We start from the raw sequence: 17,263 nt of genomic DNA, 5'->3' as shown, positions 1-17,263 counted from the left end.
AATTCCTATTTTGTAACTAAATTAGATATCACCTGAGCGATGAATACATTATGAACAATAATTTCAAAAAATAAAGCATTTTTCGTAATTTAATTACAGAAATAGTAAAACAAACAGACAGATCACGACAAAACTGAAAGTTATTTACAAAAACAAACATATTTTATATAAAATTTTACATATAAGTCTTTTTAGTTACAGAATGACTTCAGAAGGAATATAAAAAAGCGCGCATGGAATTGCTTTCAGCGCGCCTAGCTTTGTGAACGATATGAACTAAAATCGGACAGTAGAGTAATCTTAAAAGTTTAAAACTATAAAATCAGATCATGCATCCAATTTAGTGAAGGCAACTGCTGCTCTGGTTGGTAAAAGAGTCGATTTAGTCTACCTAACAAATTAACTGAACGGCTGGGATCGTGCGCTTTAACCCTATGCTCACTTTCGGTTAGCATGAACTCCCAAGGCTGAAGATTAAGTTCGTCTACTTCTTCCTGCCTAACGCCCAGTGATTGCAATGTTGACAAAATTCGCTCCGTTTTACTTTCGGCAATAGGAATAATTTCGTTGCCGTATAAATCATCAAGCGGCGCATTGATAGCTTCTAACGTGTGATTTATTGCTGCCCACACTTCATCGTGGTCAAACGCCCAGCCTCGCGGAGCATAGTACCCCTCTATTTCCCACTCAAACTCTGCGTTGCTTACAGCAATAGAGCTTTCTGCTTCAGGAGAATAAGCTAGATCGGGTTTAGCGCCAATGTTGTAGGCGTCTACACTCATGGCGACGCAAATGATCAAATCACCACAATGTTGCTTGTTTGTGTAAAGTGCTTCAAATGCTGCTCGCTTAACCCCCATCCAACCGTGTACTCTTGAGGGTTGTTCAACAAAGTGTCTTACATCATCGGGTAAGTCTTCGCCATAGGCATTGATGAGCAAAGGAAGCGGATTTTGATCTGGCGCTTCGTCTGGCATCCACACTTCGTATTCTTGTCGGTTGTCAGCTTTTCCGCGACTTTTAATTCCGAAAGACAAATTCACAGGGCGGCAAATACTTCTGTCTTCATCCACTTTATGAAAATACTCAGAGCGCATGCGCTTTATAAATGGAGCATCTAGACCTGCTAACGCTGCTGTTGGATAGCGATAGCCTATTTCACTATGTTCAACCATGTGCAACGTAGAGATGGCTTGCGTTAACTTATTTTTAAGCCCTGCCAGTGCTTTCACTTTTGGGAGAACAATACTTCTTTCAGGCTCTATAGTAAGCCTGCTACCATCTTCGGTTACGAACTTTGGGGTTTTATGAAATTCAAAGCCTGAAAACCCTAATGTTTCTACCGCGGCGTTTCTATATTGAGAAAGCTCACTGAAAAGCGCGGTATGATTACGAATATGTTTAAATAATGGTCTTGATGCGGTCATATTTACTTCCATTTCAGCTACTTCCGTTCTAATTCAGCGTCTACTCACTCAATTTTGGTTTAAAAAGCGTAACCATATCTGTGCGCCTATATCATCGTATTTTTTTACAAGGTTACGGTAACGCTCGCGCATTGCTACATCTACAAGTGGTGTTGGCAGCAAAGGGTCAAAGACCAAGTGATATAACGCTCTATCTCCTATCACATAAGATTCTTTTGTGGCTTCTTCAAGGGGTAAAGAAGTCAAACGAGCGAGAGATTCCTCTATTTCATTACATCCGTTTCTATACAGCGACTCTAGGTTTAAGTGGCGCCATAGTTCCATCGCCTTGGTTTGTGTCTTACTGTCAAAGTCGCAGGCGCTAAACAATAGGGCCTTCCTCGACAAACCAAGTGAATAAAGTTTGTCTCTTACTTCGCCTGCTCCGCCTGAAAAATTATTCGGCCTAATGTAAAAGTCGTTTGCCAGCTTTTTCATTCCCGCAAGCTTAAGTGCACGCTCGTTATTTCTGTTCTGCTTTTGATCACTTTTGGCAATGGGGCTAGTTTGAGCGACAACCCAATCGTTTTGCCAAGGTACAAGCCCATTTTCATCTTCTCGCCACTGGTGTATTTCTTTAGCAAAACGAATACCTTCGTCGCCTAGTTTGTAATAACCGCGTTCAACCAAGGTGATTAGGTGTGCAGACTGTAAGCGGGTTAGCGTTACTCGAATGTTGTTTTCAGAAATACCAAACAATGCTCCCACGCGAACAGCTGCACTGGCATTCATTTTAATATTGTCTCGGGAACCCAATAGCTTTAGCAGAAGCTTTCGTGCGACGGGCTTTTTCTCTTTTTCTAGCTGCAAGTTCTATTTACTTCTTTGTTTTAGATAGAGCCTAAATACTTAATCAAGCCTCGACTCAGTTGACTACATAAACCACTTGAGGCCAACCACGCGACTTCCATCATTATATAAACACACGCAAGGCACAAACATTACTTTATTTGTTAATTTTAGACTAATGATGTAATGTTCAATATAGAGAGCAAAGACAAAGACACATTTTTTGTGTAACCACTAAGTGGAAATGCCATGACTTTATCAAATCGATTTGTAACGCACATTGTAGACAACCAGCCCACTATTGCCGCCCCTTACAATGTGTGGCGTGATGATGCGTTGCTACGTATATTTGTGAATGAGCACCTCCCCTCCTCACATCAGCACGATGAGGGCCTGTTAGAAAAGTATGGCCAAATTGCGGGTGATATCCTTATGAGCCATGGAGAACTCGCAAACAAAAACAAGCCCGTCCTCCATACATTTGACCGCTATGGCCGCCGCATTGACGATGTTGAATTTCACCCAAGCTATCACGCGCTTATGGAAAGTGCGATGCAGCATAATGTACATAACTATTCGTGGAAGCATGAAGGTATCGAAGGCGCACACACCATCCGAGCAGCCCTGATGTATATGCATTACCAAGCAGAGTCTGGTACATCTTGCCCACTGACAATGACACACGCAGCGATCCCCGCCATGCGATATGGAAAAAGCTTACCGCCTTACTACTTGGATAAAACCACCAATGGCGTGTACGACCCTCGCACCTTACCCGCGAGTCAGAAACACGGGCTGACTATTGGCATGGGCATGACCGAAAAACAAGGCGGGTCGGATGTTAGGCGTAATACCACTACAGCGGTAAAACAGGCTGATGGCAGTTACCGCATTGTAGGGCATAAGTTCTTTTTCTCTGCCCCTATGTGCGACGCCCACCTTATCCTTGCGCAAGCCGAAGGCGGACTAAGCTGCTTTTTACTACCAAGAATACTTGCAAACGGTGAACGTAATAACGTGCGCATTCAGCGTTTGAAAGACAAGCTGGGCGATTGGAGCAACGCATCATCTGAAGTTGAATTTCAAGAAGCCACGGCATACTTGATTGGCGAAGAAGGCCGTGGCGTGCCGGTGATCATCGATATGGTGTCGCTTACCCGACTTGACTGCATGATTGGATCATCAGCACTTATGCGGCAATCACTGATTCACGCTTTATACCATGTAAGCCACCGCGACGCCTTCGGCAAAACCTTAGTCAATCAGCCACTTATGCAAAATGTGTTGGCAGACCTCACTATTGAGTGTGCTGCTGCTACTGCGCTTACTATGCGCGTCGCAAAGGCAGTTGATAGTGCATCGCGCGATAATCATGAAGCTGCACTGGCGAGGCTGGCCACGGCAATTGGAAAGTACTGGATTTGTAAGCGCACGCCTATGTTTGTAAACGAAGCGCAAGAGTGTTTAGGTGGTATTGGTTACGTTGAAGAAAATCCTATGCCCCGTTATTACCGCCAAGCCCCACTTAATTCTATCTGGGAAGGTAGTGGAAACGTGCAATGCCTAGATGTACTGCGCGCACTTGCCAAAGAGCCTAATGTTAAAGAGGCCCTGTTCAACGAACTTAAAACACAGGTAGGCAAAAACAAGGATTACGATATTCACCTTAGTAAGCTGTTCGATGAGCTATCTAAAACACAAAATATGGAAACGCGTAGCCGCTATTTAACCGAACAAATGGCGTTAGCACTGCAAGCATGCTCTCTTCTTGCAACGTCAGTCGATAACGACAACGCCCTTTTAGATATTGCCCACACGTTCTGTGAGTCGAGGCTAGGCAACGGAAGTGGTTTCGCTCTTGGTACACTGCCCGACACAACCCCATTTGAGCGCATTATTGCGCTTGGTCAGGTTTCACGTGCTTGAGCAGTACCATAGGATTTCGGTGCAGATGGTAATGGTTGAAACCAATGTTGTTCAATCTCGCTTTAAATTCAACGAAAATATTGGGTTTAAAGTATCGCTAGAGCGTCTTGCCGACATTGAACTTATTGGCATGCATATTATTTAACCAACCTAATGTCAGCTAAATTTACAAACACGCTTTTATAACACGGCCACATATAGGCTGAACGCTATATATCTTCTAGGATTAAGTGGAATGGCACCATTTTTGCTAAAACAGTTTTAAAAGTAAGGGAAATACAATAAGTTAAGGACCAAAAATGTATAAAAATATTTCTTCAGCGCTTTTAGCATCGGCTTTTATATTCTCTGCAGGGAGCCTAGCAGAACCCATTCAAACTTCCAATTTACGTTACGACTTTGGTGGTTCTGATGGTTTGGGCATTCAATATTCACACTTAATTCATTCTGTCGATTACAATGATTCATTTGCCGATGGCTTTTTTGTGGTAACGCCGCCTGACTATACCTCTGACGTTTTGGTCCATATCAACGGTGATATATTGCCGCGGGATGCTTACCAATTGGATCCAGTATTCGGCAACGGGCCAGAATTATACATTGACCTGGTACGTCAAGAAAATATTGGGTTCGCGCCACATTCCGGTTCGGCACGGGTCGCTGAGGGAAGCGTAGGTGGCCGAGACGCGGTCTCACTTTACTTCTCAAATGAAATTAACGTGCCCTACTATCAGCCAGGTTTTGTTTTGCAGGAAAGAGACAATAGGAGTCCTTATTCTCAGGTATATGAGAATGAGTACCAGGTCGTGATCATTGAGCGGGAAGACTTAAATACCAGTTGGGAAGATTCGGGTAAAAATTATGACATTGAGTTTCGTTATGACCAGTTACAGTGGTATCGCGAGGACAATCCATATATTCCAACAGGTTTTTCACCGGCAGAGGGTGGCGGTGTACATTTGTTGGAGATGAGAGGAAACGAACTTAGTCTTGTATCTTCGTTTAGTTATGATGACCCTGCGCCAACTACCCCTGAATTAGTTACCGAAGGCCCAGGCAGTGCCGATAACCCAATTTTGCCTAGCTCGGTAAGCGAAGAAACCAGCTCGTGGAGCTTTAACTTCGACGTGCAAGACGGCTTTCTATACGCCATAGATCCGGATGTCGCGGTGGGTTACGATTATCAGGTAAATTCAGGACCACTATTCTCAGCAATTCAGTTGCCAACCGGTTTTGATGATGACCTGTTTGATATCTTCTTATGGGATACAGCAATGGGTGACTGGGAACTCGCGGAAGCAGATTGGCAGGCAGGCGATTTATTTACTTTTATTAACCCGGTGGATCGCGTCCGTATTACCGGCATTGATACCTCAAACATGGTGGATCCGAATAGCCCAACAGCCTTTGTAGCCAACATCGCATTTGACGGTAGTGGTCAAGTGGATATGTCGCAAACAGCGCTGGTTGAGTTTGTTTCGGATAATGTGGCCAGTGTGCCGGCACCAGCCAGCATTGGCCTTTTCATGTGCAGTTTGGGTCTGATGTTTGTGCGCCGTCAACGCGCATTGCGTCAAGCAGCGTAATGGACAAAGGGACGTAAGTCCCTTGTTTTATAATCATGCAAAGAATTTACATAATATTGGGTTTAGTTAGCCTGTTGCTGGTCACAGATTCGGGTATAGCTAAGCAAAGTAACACTTCGGACTTTGGTTTGTGGCAACGCAGCTGTAACGATGCCAACCAGTGTATGCTGACACAAAAGGTGACGTATTCACATGAGGGCACGTCCCACGTTGTGGCCGGCGCGACAGTGAGTAAAACGCGTATGGGCATCATCCTAACTTTGCGGGTGCCGCCGATGGCCAATGCCAAACATGGATTGGGGATGAAAATTGATGATCATTCTGCAATTCGGGTGCCTCTGAAGCAATGTGATAGCAACGTATGTGAGTCTAACATTGCTGTTGACTCCATATTATTGGCGCAGATGCAGCAGGGGCAGGTGATGGCTGTCGCGTATTTTGATATTAACGATAAGCAAATTACCCTGCCGGTTTATTTGCAGGGATTTGCCGACGCTTTGAGCACTATCTGAAATTGCAAAAACATTGTATTTATTCAATAAGGAGGTGTTTACCTCCTTTTTTATCTGATGGTTTGCTCAAAACTATGAATCACTTTGTTTGTCACACCGGGCTTGACTTGATGTCCACGTGCCCTTGTTGTTTTACAGATTCTGGTTGGTTGGGTCGCGTAGACGCCGAAATGACAAGGAGTGGTTTTCGTGTCGTGTCGTGGCGTGATGTATGTATTAGACGGACTTGCTAAAAATGACAGGCATCATTGCCATGACAAAACGTTAATTACTGAGCGTTGTTTGAATGAAAAAACAGGCCATAGGCCAAGTTTTAGCTCAACAGTCCGTTAATGGATTCAATTTTCAACCAAATTACGGCCGTTTATAGTTAATTTTGCTTTGGCAAATAAAGTAGGTTAAATGACCATATCACGTACGAATGTGCCGTTATGATACCTGCTCGTAAACGGCCACGTTTGGCACAACTCGGAAGTTTACAGCCTATTCCCATAAGGTCCGCTCTTGGTCTTAACCAGACTACCCTCACTGAGCTACGCATGATGTCTATTGCGTTACATAGACGCACTCTTCGAGTGTGTTAAATTCGTTAAAAAGGGTTAACCGAGTAACCTTTTTGCGCCAAGCGCGCGTGGGCTGTCATGGCTGACAAATCCATTTTCACTCCGTCTATCAAGGCACTTTTTTCAATGCCATGAGCCGTAGCAGACTGCCCGCAAAGTATCACTTCAACGCCTTGTTCCATCAGTGCAGTAAGCAGAACTTCATTACCGTTACGTTGCCCCTTGCGCTGTTTGAAGAATTCCCCCTTAAGCATTTCTTCTGTGGCAGAACCGTGAACCACGAGAGCAAGGGAAAGGTTTTGCTGTTTAACGCCGTTGGCAACGTGCATATTTATAAAACGAGCCAGCGACTCAAACTTGCGGTTAACCTCACCCGGGTTTGCTGCTTTAGCTACGTCAAACGCTACTTTGAATACTTGATTTTCAGTAAAACTAACGCCATCCACTGGCGCATGTTTTCCGAAGGCGCTGAACACTGGCCCATACTCAAAATCTGATTTAGCTGAAGCCTGCCCTATTATTAACAATGCTGCTACCAAACAAAGTGACGCGCTTCCGCTCCCTTTTGTCATGACCATTTCCTCAATTATTTCTCGTGCTTTAACGTGCAGGTAGCGCTGTTTTATATACTTCGAACGTCATATTACTTACATCGCTGCCCGCATCTTGGATTTTGCTGTTCGTGTAGTAAAGTTTGTTGTTATAAATACTAAAGGTATCAGCCCAGCTCACCACATCGCCTTTTACAAGTGTGCGAAGGTCGAGGCTCGGTGTAAGGTACTGCACCTCTTGCTTTTCCAGGTCAGCTAAATAGACATTGCCTTCGTGATAAATCATGCCATCTGGCGCACCTGTTGTAGCGACTTTTCGTACTTTTTTAGCCACTTCCTCATTCGATGCTTTCTTTATATCAGAGGTATTGATGGCATACAGTGAATAACCTGACAAAGCATGGAAATATAATGTTTCGTTCAACGTATCTAACGCGATGCCGTCTGATTGAACGGTCATGCTGAAGGGCTTACCTTGAATACTTAACAACTCTACTTCCGCTTTTGTAGTTTCATGATTATCTAAAATGCGATAGCTAGTATTGTCATCTAGGTTATATATCACTAAACCCGCATGAGCCGAGTCGGTCATATATATGCGATTCGTTTTTTCATCTACTCGCAAGTCATTAATGTACGAATCAGTGTGATAAGCGTCTTCGCTAAGGAGCAAGATACCTTCGATTTCGTTTGAGGCTAAATCAACCACAAACAAGCGAGGTGCATCCACCACACCTTGAAACTTAGGGTTGCGAGTATCCAACACATACAGTTTATCATTATGGGCAACCACTGACTGCACGGCTAAAAAGCAATCTTTTCTTACTTTACTTTGCGCTACACACTCATTTGTTTTGCTATTGGGGTAGGCAACAAACTCACCGGTATCGGTAACCTGAGCCACAGAAAATCTCACGCCGTCTCGCCAATTGGGCGCGTTCACAAATACTCGCCCATCGTTACTTACCGTTACACCAGTAATTTGTGTGCCTTTAATGTCACCAACCAATTCAACTTGAGAACCCTCTGCTTCGTTTGCTGCTGCACTTACAGAAAAAACTGCCGCCATGACAGTGGCAGTTAACGTGCGCTTAACTTGCTTTATATGCATATCCTTTACCCTTTAAGTCTTTTCTTTAAACATAGTCACTTGCTTACCGTACGCGTTCAAGCGTGCGCTTTGGCATGCATATTAGAAAACGAGTAAGAAGTATTTGATAACAAAGCATACGGTTTAAATACCTTAGCAGAACACAATTCGACGATGAGTGACGACAACTCAGCGAATTACGTTCAGTGAGCAGTAAGCTGTAGCTTATCGTCAACCCGTTAAGTGTTAATTCAGATCTAAAATAGGGTATTCTGTCGTTAAAGTTAGAAATAGTTAAACTTTTCTGCTGACGGAGCATCCTTTTAACAGCAGTAAATTAGAGAGGATTTGTTATGCGAAGTAGCACTTCAACAAAATGTCACAGAGGCTTTTGGAAACAGAAGTATGGTATTAAGTCAGCCTTATTGTCGTTGTTAAGTTTAGCGTTAGTTGTTGGGTGCAGCAGCAAACCCCAAGTGAGCGTTGACGACTCGCAAAACTTTGCTGACATTAAAACCTTTTACATTCAAGCGCCGTTAAAACCTATCAACGAAACTCTCGCCAACCATTTGTCTTCAACCATCACACAGCGATTAATTACCAAAGGTTTAACGCCAACGGCAGAAGACGAGGCTGATGTTTCAGTTGGTTATCTTCCTTCAACGACCACAAAAGAAGATGGAACCACATTAAATTTGGGATTAGGTACAGGAACATTTGGGCGCTCCGGCGGCATTTCACTCGGCAGTATCTTTAGCATACCTGTGGGAGAGCAAACGTCTCTACAGCAGGGGCTTCAAATAGATATGGTGAAAGATGGTAGGTTTATCTATAGCGCTTCAGGTAGTGTTGAGCTTGAATCTAAAGACAGCATAAGCATTCAAAAGAAACTCGATGAATTAGTTACAGCATTGCTAGAACAGTATCCATCAAGTGCTATTCAAAACTAGCTAAATACATTTCACACGGGCCATCATTTACAAACGCGGCTTGCCAATGGCCGTTAGCAAAAAAGCGCCATAAAGGCGCTTTTTACTGATTAAACGTGGTAAGAATTAGCTATGTTGACGCTGTTTTTTCCCACGTTTCTTTTTCATATTATCAAACTTTTCAAGCTGTTCATCGGTTAGGATTTCCGCTACTTTCATGCGAAGTTCTGCACGTTTAAGAAAGCGAGCTTTTGCTTTTTCAGCTTTTTGATCCGCAATAGCTTCCACTTTCGCTTGATAGTCAGGGTCGTCAGGATTTAGACCCGCTAACGCATTAACTTTTCTGCGCTTTCCTTCTTCTCCCATTTCAGTTCGCTTGGCCTCACGCTCAGCCTTAAGCTCTTCTTTTAGCGCTTGAAATTGCACTTTTTGCTCTTCAGTTAAGTCGAGTACTCTTTCCATTTTATGCAAAGGCAAGAAATCACCACCTCTGCGCTCATCAGAATTTTTACCGCCTGCATAAGCAGTGGTTGCGATACATGCACTTAATAAAACACCGGTAATTAATTTTTTCATCTTAATCTTCCTACTTGTTTTGTCATGGTTATGCATGACGTTTAAAAATAATGTTGTCTCATCAACGGAATTAAGTATGCATGAATCAATCGATAAGTAGGGTTAAGCTAGTGTAAAGTTGGGTAAAGTTAAAAAATACCGCAGTGAATAGGGGTAATATTCGGGCATGAAAAATGAAAAAATCAATGTGTTGCTCGTCGATGATGACAAAGACCTATGCGCCCTACTCCAAGAGTTTTTAGAAGGGGACGGCTTCAGTGTAGATGCCATTCACAGCGGCGATGAAGCAATAAAAACACTACTAAACACCGAGAAGTACGACACTGTTGTGCTAGACATCATGATGCCCGGCATATCGGGGCTTGATGTACTGAAATCGGTAAGAGCCGAAAAACAAACCCCAATTCTTATGCTAACAGGTCGTGGCGATGACATAGACCGAATAGTAGGGCTTGAGTTAGGTGCTGACGACTACTTGCCAAAGCCTTGTAACCCCAGGGAACTTGGTGCCCGTATTCGCGCCATAATTCGAAGAACGCAATATCTGAAGGCCACGCCCTCCGCTTCGCTAAGTGAATTGCACGGTATATACCTGGATCTAGGTGCACGGCAAGCCACGGTTAATGGCAAATCTCTTGCGCTAACTGGCGCTGAATTCAATGCACTTAGCTATCTTATGGAGCGTGTAGGCCAAACTATATCGAAGCAAGAAATGACGCAGGAAGTATTAAAACGTCCATTGGAAACCTATGATAGAGCGATGGATGTCCACGTAAGCCGAATTCGTCAAAAGCTGACAGCAGTCGGTGTTTCCAACGTCATTCAGTCTGTTCGCGGCGTGGGGTATCAAATGCTAACTGCTCCTCAGCAATCGGAATAAAAGACAAAGGCAATGGTCAGTAACGTTAAATGGACAGATATAAAAACTAACTTGGGTTTCAAGCGCTTATTCTGGCGAATTTTTGTTGCTTTTTGGGTAGCCAGCCTAGCGGTAATGGCGGCTACCGGTTACGTATTAGTTAACGAGTATACTGCAAGTAGCTACAACAAGCGTTTTCTTGATGATGCGACGAATCAGGCTGAAAGGATTGTATGGCGATACGAGCACGAAGCATTCACAAACGGTAGAGCTAGAAGTGAGATCAAAGAATGGGTCAAAAGGCGAAATGGGCGAGAAAACCAGCTAATTCCCATGCTTATTTCAACGCCTGATAACGAAGTCGTTTACCACTATCGACTGAACAAAGTGCCTGAAGAGCACAGGATCACACGTGAAATATACGGGCCATCAAACAACCGCTATGTCGCTCAATTTAGGCAACCGCAAACACCTCGAATTTACAAACAAGTGCTTAGTCGCTTTCAGTCAATACAGTTTGTTTTTATATTTTTAGCCTCGGCACTGGTGAGTGCTCTGCTTAGCTTGAGCATCGTTAAACCTATTAAATATTTAGGGGCTTTTAGCCGAAAATACGCCAACGACCAGACTGCGACACCAGTCCCCTCTCAACTTCTTACTCGTGGCGACGAGTTAAGCGACCTCGCAGCCGATATTAACTTTATGGTTCGCAAAACCGCTGATGCGATTGGTGCCCAACAAAGATTATTACATGACGTATCTCATGAGTTGCGAGCCCCTCTTGCACGGCTTCAGGCATCTGCTGCAATCATCGAACAGCATCAACCTAAAAACAAACACGTACTGCAAATACATAATGACTGCCAACGAATGGATCAGCTCATTCAGCAAATTTTAAACTTTTCGACATTGGAACAGACGCCTCAGAAAGCTGAGCCATGTGACATTATTGCGTTATGTAACCGTGTATTAGACGACATGGCGGTAAACTACCCGGGTATTCCGACCACATTAACGTTCAATCAATCACGTGAAGAAGACGCCATTATTAATGGCTTCCCTGAAGCTTTGCATCAAGCGTTAGACAATATAGTGGGTAACGCTTGCAAGTACTCGAATAAAGGCCAACCTGTTGCTATAGACGTTGCTTTTAGTACTAATAGCGTTGTTATTGTTGTTAAGGATAATGGTATTGGCGTAGACGACGCTGAGATTGAAAAGTTAATGCAGCCTTTTTACCGAGCCGGAAACCAAATGCATACTGAAGGCTTTGGTCTAGGCTTAACTATTGCGCTAAAAGCAGTAGAAAAGCACGCTGGAACGCTTGTAATGCAAAGCCCTGCAGAAGGTGGTCTTCGTGTCAAAATTACGCTGCCTAAAAACGCGCCGACACATTTGTAAATGTTGTTTACAGACGCATATTGCTGGCATTAATAAAGAAAAGTAGTCGTTCGTACACTAAACATCGCTTTTATATAAAACTTTACTAAAACGACATAGCTTGTGTTGTTGCCGAAAATAGAGGAAGTCGATGCGAATTAGCGTTATGCTTGGCGGCATGAAGAAGTGTAGATTGACATAATGGCAGCGCAGCAGCCTCTCTCCGTTCAGCAAAACCTTACCATTAGGTTATTGCGTGTATTAAGGTATAACAAAGCCCGTATCGAACGAGCGCTTACGCTCATGCCTGAAAAGCACAAGCCACTTTTTCACGTGCTCCCTTTCCTTGTACACGTTAATCACGAAGCACTTCCAGGTTATATAGGCCCACTTTCTTCGGGCGAAACTGTTCCATTCGGCATCAATAACTACTCTTTTAGGTCTGATATAGAAAAGGCGCTTTTACGGTGTTTTCCCGCTGAGAGTCACCTTTTTGCGGATGTTAAACAAATCTGGCCAAGGCAACGAGCCATAGAATCACTGGTCCTCATGGGCAGCGTGGGCACAATTGCGCAAACCGATGAATCAGATTTTGATTATTGGGTGTGTATTGATGGCAATCAATTTTCAGACGTAGAACTTTCCTTACTTCAGCAAAAACTTACCGCCATTGAAAAGTGGGCCGACAACACTTTTGGCATTGAAGTACATTTCTTTCTATCTGAAATAGACAAAGTTAAGCAAAACGATTTCGGTGTTGCTGAAGGTGAAAGTGCGGGTTCAGCGCAAGCCCTGTTTTTAAAAGCTGAGTTTTACAACACCAATATTGTGGTGGCAGGCAAGGCCCCTTTTTGGTGGCTTACACCGGAAAAAGCCAGCGAAAAACAATATCAGGCCATCTACAACAGTCTTGAAAGAGGTGGCTCACCAGATCTTGATTGGTTTATGGACTTAGGCCACTTAGAGAAGCTTGATGCCAGTGAACTGTTCGGCGCTGCTATTTGGCAATTGGGTAAAGCCATGGACTCCCCCTTCAAGTCGGTTTTAAAAATGGCAAAGCTTGAAGTGTATTTAGCCAATATATCTAATGGACAACCGCTATGTAACTTGCTTAAAAAGCATGTACATCGCGGCGCTGAAGCGCCGGGCCATGTGGCAGACATCGACCCTTACGCATTAATGTTCGACGAACTTATCACCCACTACAAAGTTAACGGTCAGGCTGAAGACATAGAAGTCCTTCAGCAATGTTTGTACTTAAAATGTGCTTGCCCATTAAGCCAATCCCTTTTCGAAGGAGAAAAGCCAAACTTTAAACGTAGAATTTTAGCCTCTTACGCCAGGCACTGGGGGTGGAGCCGAAAGCAGATCCTCCATTTAGATAATCAACAAGATTGGACATTTAGCGAACGCGTACAACTTAGTCGTCGGGTTCACAGTTTCCTCTTAAAATGCTACCGACGCATTTCTAAAGAACTTGGCCACTACCAACAAGTGATGGATGAGAAAGACATGACGGTTTTGGGTAGGCGCTTAAGTACCTACTACGCTAAAAAAGAAGCTAAAATTGAGTTTCTACGTCGTGCATTCGACGAGAGTCTGTACTGCGAGAAAATCACCATTGCCATGCGCCAGCTAAAAAACGGCACCGAGGTATGGTCGGCCTATGCGGGTGACTTATTAAGTAAATCAGGCATCATTGATGAAGCTCAGAAAATATCCCAAGCTTCTAGCGCGATTGCGTTAATGGTATGGTTGGTTTCAAGTAAGATAATTGATACCAACAGCAAAGTTTATCTAGATTACAACTATGGTGAAGTAAGCGAGCTAGACCTTAACGACCTTCTTAAACACTTGTGCAAGTACTTTCCACCAGTTAAAGTCTCGTCGCTACCTCGTAACGATTTACTTGCACCGGAACGCATAACCGCATGTTTTGCGATCGTGAATTTTCCTACCTTACGCCAAAAAGCCACGGTTGAAGATGTCGCTATTATCTACAAAACATCTTGGGGCGAAACGTTTTTAAAATTCGGTAACGAAATACTGGATACCTTGTGGTACGAATTACAAGAGGTCATCCCCCTGCCAGCGTGCTATGTCATGGTGCCAAGGGGGAATCAACAATCTCGCATTTTGGGCGAGTTCTTGGAATCAACCGACCTTAACTTCAATGTCCTTTATTAAAAGGACCGGCACCGCTCTTACTCTTTCTTTCAATTGAAAAAGTGTGAACCACGCTTTCATTTTCACACTTTTAATTTGCGCTTTTGGGCGACCTTAATCGCTGAATTTATTAAACCATTCCCTTCCTCACTAAAGTTATAAAAAAGCCTTTTGGATTAAAAATACACAAAAAATGCTTGCACTGTAGAATTACAAGTGTAATCTAAACACATGGACTACAACTGTAATCAACAAAGATAGGTTTCGTTCCTATGAGCAAAATGTCTGACAAACCCGAAATTTCTAACGCCGAGTTTGAGGTGCTAGATGTACTGTGGGACAGCCACCCAGCCACGTCGAATGAAGTTATTTCACGGCTTAATGACAAAAAAGACTGGCATGAAAAAACCGTAAAAACATTATTAGGCCGCTTGGTGAAAAAAGAAGTATTGGGGTTTGAAAAACAGCAACGGCAGTACCTTTATTACCCGCTGATTGCGCGAGAAGACTATACAAAAAAAGAAACAGCTAGCTTTGTTAGTCGTTTATTTAAAGGAAAAATAACGCCTATGATCGCTGGCTTTGCCAATCAGAATTCATTGTCTAAACAAGACATAAGCGAGCTGAAAGCGCTTATAAAGGAATGGGAACAAAACAATGATTGATTGGATTGTTGCTCAGCAAGGTATTTTGTCGGTAGTGCTTGTCTTGTTGATGGTGTGCGAGCATTTTTTCACCCATAAAATTGGGGCTTCACTTACCTATAAGTTATGGGCATTAATTCCAGGGTGCCTAATAGTCAATAACCTTCCTATGTCGCTGGTTAACATGCCATCGAATAGCTTTACTCGCTACGTGGTTGGCGTTAAGCCAACAATAGAGACCGCTGAATTCGAAACCGTTTTATTTATTTGGCTAACTGGTGCAAGCGTGATCACAGCCTACGTACTAATGCATCACATTAAGATTTGGGCATCGATAGGAAAACAACGCGCTATCCATACTAATGCCTACTATTCCAACAAAACTACCACACCCATGCTGTTTGGCTTTATCTCACCTAAGGTGCTTATTCCTTTCTCGTTTAAAAGTGTGTTTTCAACTAAGCAACAAGCGCTGGTATTAGAACATGAGAACATTCATCGCAAACATCACGACCACCTGTGGAATATGTCAGCGCTGATTATAGCAATTGTATTTTGGTTCAACCCACTGGTTTGGCTAGCGCTAAAATCCTTCCGAATCAATCAAGAACTGGCTTGTGATCACGCTGTATTGAAAGACAAGACCGACAACGAAAAACTTATCTATGCAAAAGCACTCGTGCAGTGTGCCGAGCATGGTTCAAACGCCCTGCACGTTACACGCGGGCTTTACCCAACCTTTGGAGAAAAAAGGACTATGATCAAACGTTTAAACGCGATAAAGCAACCTATGCGTAACAATAAAGTACTGGCTGCAGGCGTACTTTCAGTTGCCGCCCTGCTCACTATTAACACCGCCTTAGCAAATGCTCCAGTCGCAGAGACAAAATCTGAAGCTAAGATTAACCAGGCATCGCCGGTTAAACGGGTTCCACCAACTTACCCAGAGAAAGCAGCGCAAGAAAATGTAGAAGGCTTCGTTGTGCTCTCTTTCGATATTACTGAAACGGGCGCTACAGATAATGTAAAAGTAGTAAAATCGGTACCTGCTGGCGTGTTTGATAAAAGCGCAAAAGTTGCCCTGAAACAATGGGAATACAAGCCTCGTATTCAAGGTGGCAAAGGCGTGAGGCAGACAGGTCTTCTGGTGCAGCTAGACTATCAACTTGGTACCTCTCTTGATACGGCGAGTGTTGAAAAAAATGCTTCACCTGATGTAGAGCGTATAATCGTTCCACCCAAACAGAGCAAGTAAGCCCCAAAATTATCAGAATACTAAAAGGAGCGTATTGCTCCTTTTAGTGTTTTGTCTAATTGACTTAGTTCCTGCCTACTGCACACTACCACTCGATCACCCAAGTCTCTTATAAAATGTAAAGTGCCTTTACAATTTCTATAGAGAATTTACGACCTCACTACGTTAGAATGTGAGTATTTACACACCTGAAAACTTCTAATTTATGGAAGGTTTAAATAGTCGATAGCACACTTGCTACGGTTATTTTCAATCATGTTACTCCAGATGAGCTGGCGCTCCTGGCGTACTAAAAGGAAGCCAAATATGAACCGTATCGTTTTAGCACCTGCAGTAGTCGCTCTTACGTTATTTACGACCAACGCAAATGCCAATATTGATCAGCTTAAAGGCCTATTAGGCGACAAAAAAGCGGAATCGACAGTAACTTCGACCAGCCTCACTGAGATGGCAACCAATGCAGCATCAGGTATTGATTTAGCCAGCTTAATAAGCACAGTCTCTGACAATCTGAGTGTTTCTGAAACTCAATCAGAAGGCGGCATCGCCTCTATTATGAACTATGTACAAGGCAACCTTTCAGGCGCTGATTACGCCCAGTTGGCAAGCAGCATTCCAGGTATTGATAGCCTGCTTGAAGATGTTCCCTCTCTTAGTGGTAACTCAGCAGCAAGCTCAAGCTCTTCACTATCAGGCTTACTCAACAAGGCCTCTGAGTACAGCTCTACACTTAAATCGGTAAACGACTTAAAGCAACAATTTGAAGCGCTAGGCCTTTCAACCGATATAATTGCCAGCTTTGTCACTCAAATCAGCTCGTATTTAAATGTAAATGCAGATGAAGAAACACAGGCGTTGTTTAAATCTGGCCTAGATAATTTGCTAACCGCTCTGTAACCTGTCTAAGGCGTATTAATTCTCTTCTACAATCCAAATTAATACGCTTTAACTTTCTCGCAGGGGCTTTTAGC

The 17,263-nt window shown here is 43.4% G+C and carries 15 protein-coding genes; 10 read left to right on the top strand and 5 right to left on the bottom strand.

Annotated features, from left to right (window positions below; all coding sequences use genetic code 11):
* Positions 1-314: 314 nt before the first annotated feature.
* On the bottom strand, positions 315-1,427 hold the full coding sequence (locus tag ACX5KA_RS10025) for a hypothetical protein (protein WP_458731035.1): 1,113 nt from the start codon (positions 1,425-1,427) through the stop codon (positions 315-317).
* Between the two features lie 48 nt (positions 1,428-1,475).
* Positions 1,476-2,276, bottom strand: a complete 801-nt coding sequence (locus tag ACX5KA_RS10020; protein ID WP_458731034.1) for a PaaX family transcriptional regulator — start codon at positions 2,274-2,276, stop codon at positions 1,476-1,478.
* Between the two features lie 228 nt (positions 2,277-2,504).
* Between ACX5KA_RS10020 and ACX5KA_RS10015 the strand changes: the two genes are divergently transcribed.
* From ACX5KA_RS10015 to ACX5KA_RS10005, 3 genes are all read left to right on the top strand, one after another.
* Positions 2,505-4,181: an acyl-CoA dehydrogenase family protein gene (locus tag ACX5KA_RS10015; RefSeq protein ID WP_458731033.1), complete on the top strand. Its 1,677-nt coding sequence runs from the start codon at positions 2,505-2,507 to the stop codon at positions 4,179-4,181.
* A gap of 299 nt (positions 4,182-4,480) precedes the next feature.
* Entirely contained in the window at positions 4,481-5,767 is a 1,287-nt protein-coding gene (locus ACX5KA_RS10010; RefSeq protein ID WP_458731032.1) for a hypothetical protein, read from the top strand.
* Positions 5,768-5,802: 35 nt separating this feature from the next.
* Positions 5,803-6,279 carry an invasion associated locus B family protein gene (locus ACX5KA_RS10005; protein ID WP_052235418.1) on the top strand — a complete coding sequence of 159 codons (477 nt, stop codon included), beginning with the start codon at positions 5,803-5,805 and terminating at the stop codon, positions 6,277-6,279.
* Positions 6,280-6,868: 589 nt separating this feature from the next.
* Here the strand turns inward: ACX5KA_RS10005 and ACX5KA_RS10000 are convergent.
* Both ACX5KA_RS10000 and ACX5KA_RS09995 read right to left on the bottom strand, forming a co-directional pair.
* Positions 6,869-7,414, bottom strand: a complete 546-nt coding sequence (locus ACX5KA_RS10000; RefSeq protein ID WP_458731031.1) for a DsrE family protein — start codon at positions 7,412-7,414, stop codon at positions 6,869-6,871.
* A 28-nt stretch (positions 7,415-7,442) separates the two neighbouring features.
* Entirely contained in the window at positions 7,443-8,504 is a 1,062-nt protein-coding gene (locus ACX5KA_RS09995; RefSeq protein ID WP_458731030.1) for an L-dopachrome tautomerase-related protein, read from the bottom strand.
* Between the two features lie 332 nt (positions 8,505-8,836).
* On the opposite strand from ACX5KA_RS09995, the gene ACX5KA_RS09990 reads away from it, so the two are divergent.
* Positions 8,837-9,433: a DUF4136 domain-containing protein gene (locus tag ACX5KA_RS09990; protein ID WP_458731029.1), complete on the top strand. Its 597-nt coding sequence runs from the start codon at positions 8,837-8,839 to the stop codon at positions 9,431-9,433.
* A gap of 105 nt (positions 9,434-9,538) precedes the next feature.
* Here ACX5KA_RS09990 and ACX5KA_RS09985 read toward each other — a convergent pair whose 3' ends face one another.
* The gene (locus ACX5KA_RS09985; RefSeq protein WP_039218401.1) at positions 9,539-9,988 is read right to left on the bottom strand and encodes a Spy/CpxP family protein refolding chaperone; all 450 of its coding nucleotides are present in this window, start codon (positions 9,986-9,988) and stop codon (positions 9,539-9,541) included.
* A gap of 166 nt (positions 9,989-10,154) precedes the next feature.
* Here ACX5KA_RS09985 and ACX5KA_RS09980 point away from each other — a divergent pair, with 166 nt between their 5' ends.
* From ACX5KA_RS09980 to ACX5KA_RS09955, 6 genes are all read left to right on the top strand, one after another.
* Positions 10,155-10,868 (top strand): response regulator, encoded by a 714-nt coding sequence (locus ACX5KA_RS09980; RefSeq protein ID WP_458731028.1) that lies wholly within the window; start codon positions 10,155-10,157, stop codon positions 10,866-10,868.
* Between the two features lie 12 nt (positions 10,869-10,880).
* Entirely contained in the window at positions 10,881-12,248 is a 1,368-nt protein-coding gene (locus ACX5KA_RS09975) for a HAMP domain-containing sensor histidine kinase (protein ID WP_458731027.1), read from the top strand.
* 180 nt (positions 12,249-12,428) lie between these two features.
* A complete protein-coding gene (locus tag ACX5KA_RS09970; protein ID WP_039218406.1) occupies positions 12,429-14,414 on the top strand; it encodes a class I adenylate cyclase in 1,986 nt (661 codons plus the stop codon).
* Between the two features lie 251 nt (positions 14,415-14,665).
* The gene (locus ACX5KA_RS09965) at positions 14,666-15,058 is read left to right on the top strand and encodes a BlaI/MecI/CopY family transcriptional regulator (RefSeq protein ID WP_039218410.1); all 393 of its coding nucleotides are present in this window, start codon (positions 14,666-14,668) and stop codon (positions 15,056-15,058) included.
* A complete protein-coding gene (locus ACX5KA_RS09960; RefSeq protein WP_458731026.1) occupies positions 15,051-16,292 on the top strand; it encodes a M56 family metallopeptidase in 1,242 nt (413 codons plus the stop codon). Before ACX5KA_RS09965 ends, ACX5KA_RS09960 begins: the two co-directional genes overlap by 8 nt.
* Before the next feature lie 306 nt (positions 16,293-16,598).
* Entirely contained in the window at positions 16,599-17,189 is a 591-nt protein-coding gene (locus tag ACX5KA_RS09955; RefSeq protein ID WP_039218415.1) for a DUF2780 domain-containing protein, read from the top strand.
* Positions 17,190-17,263 lie beyond the last annotated feature (74 nt).

The sequence above is a fragment of the Alteromonas alvinellae genome (assembly GCF_902705805.1).
Note: the sequence above shows the minus strand (reverse complement) of the source record. Positions and strands in the feature narration are given on the sequence as shown.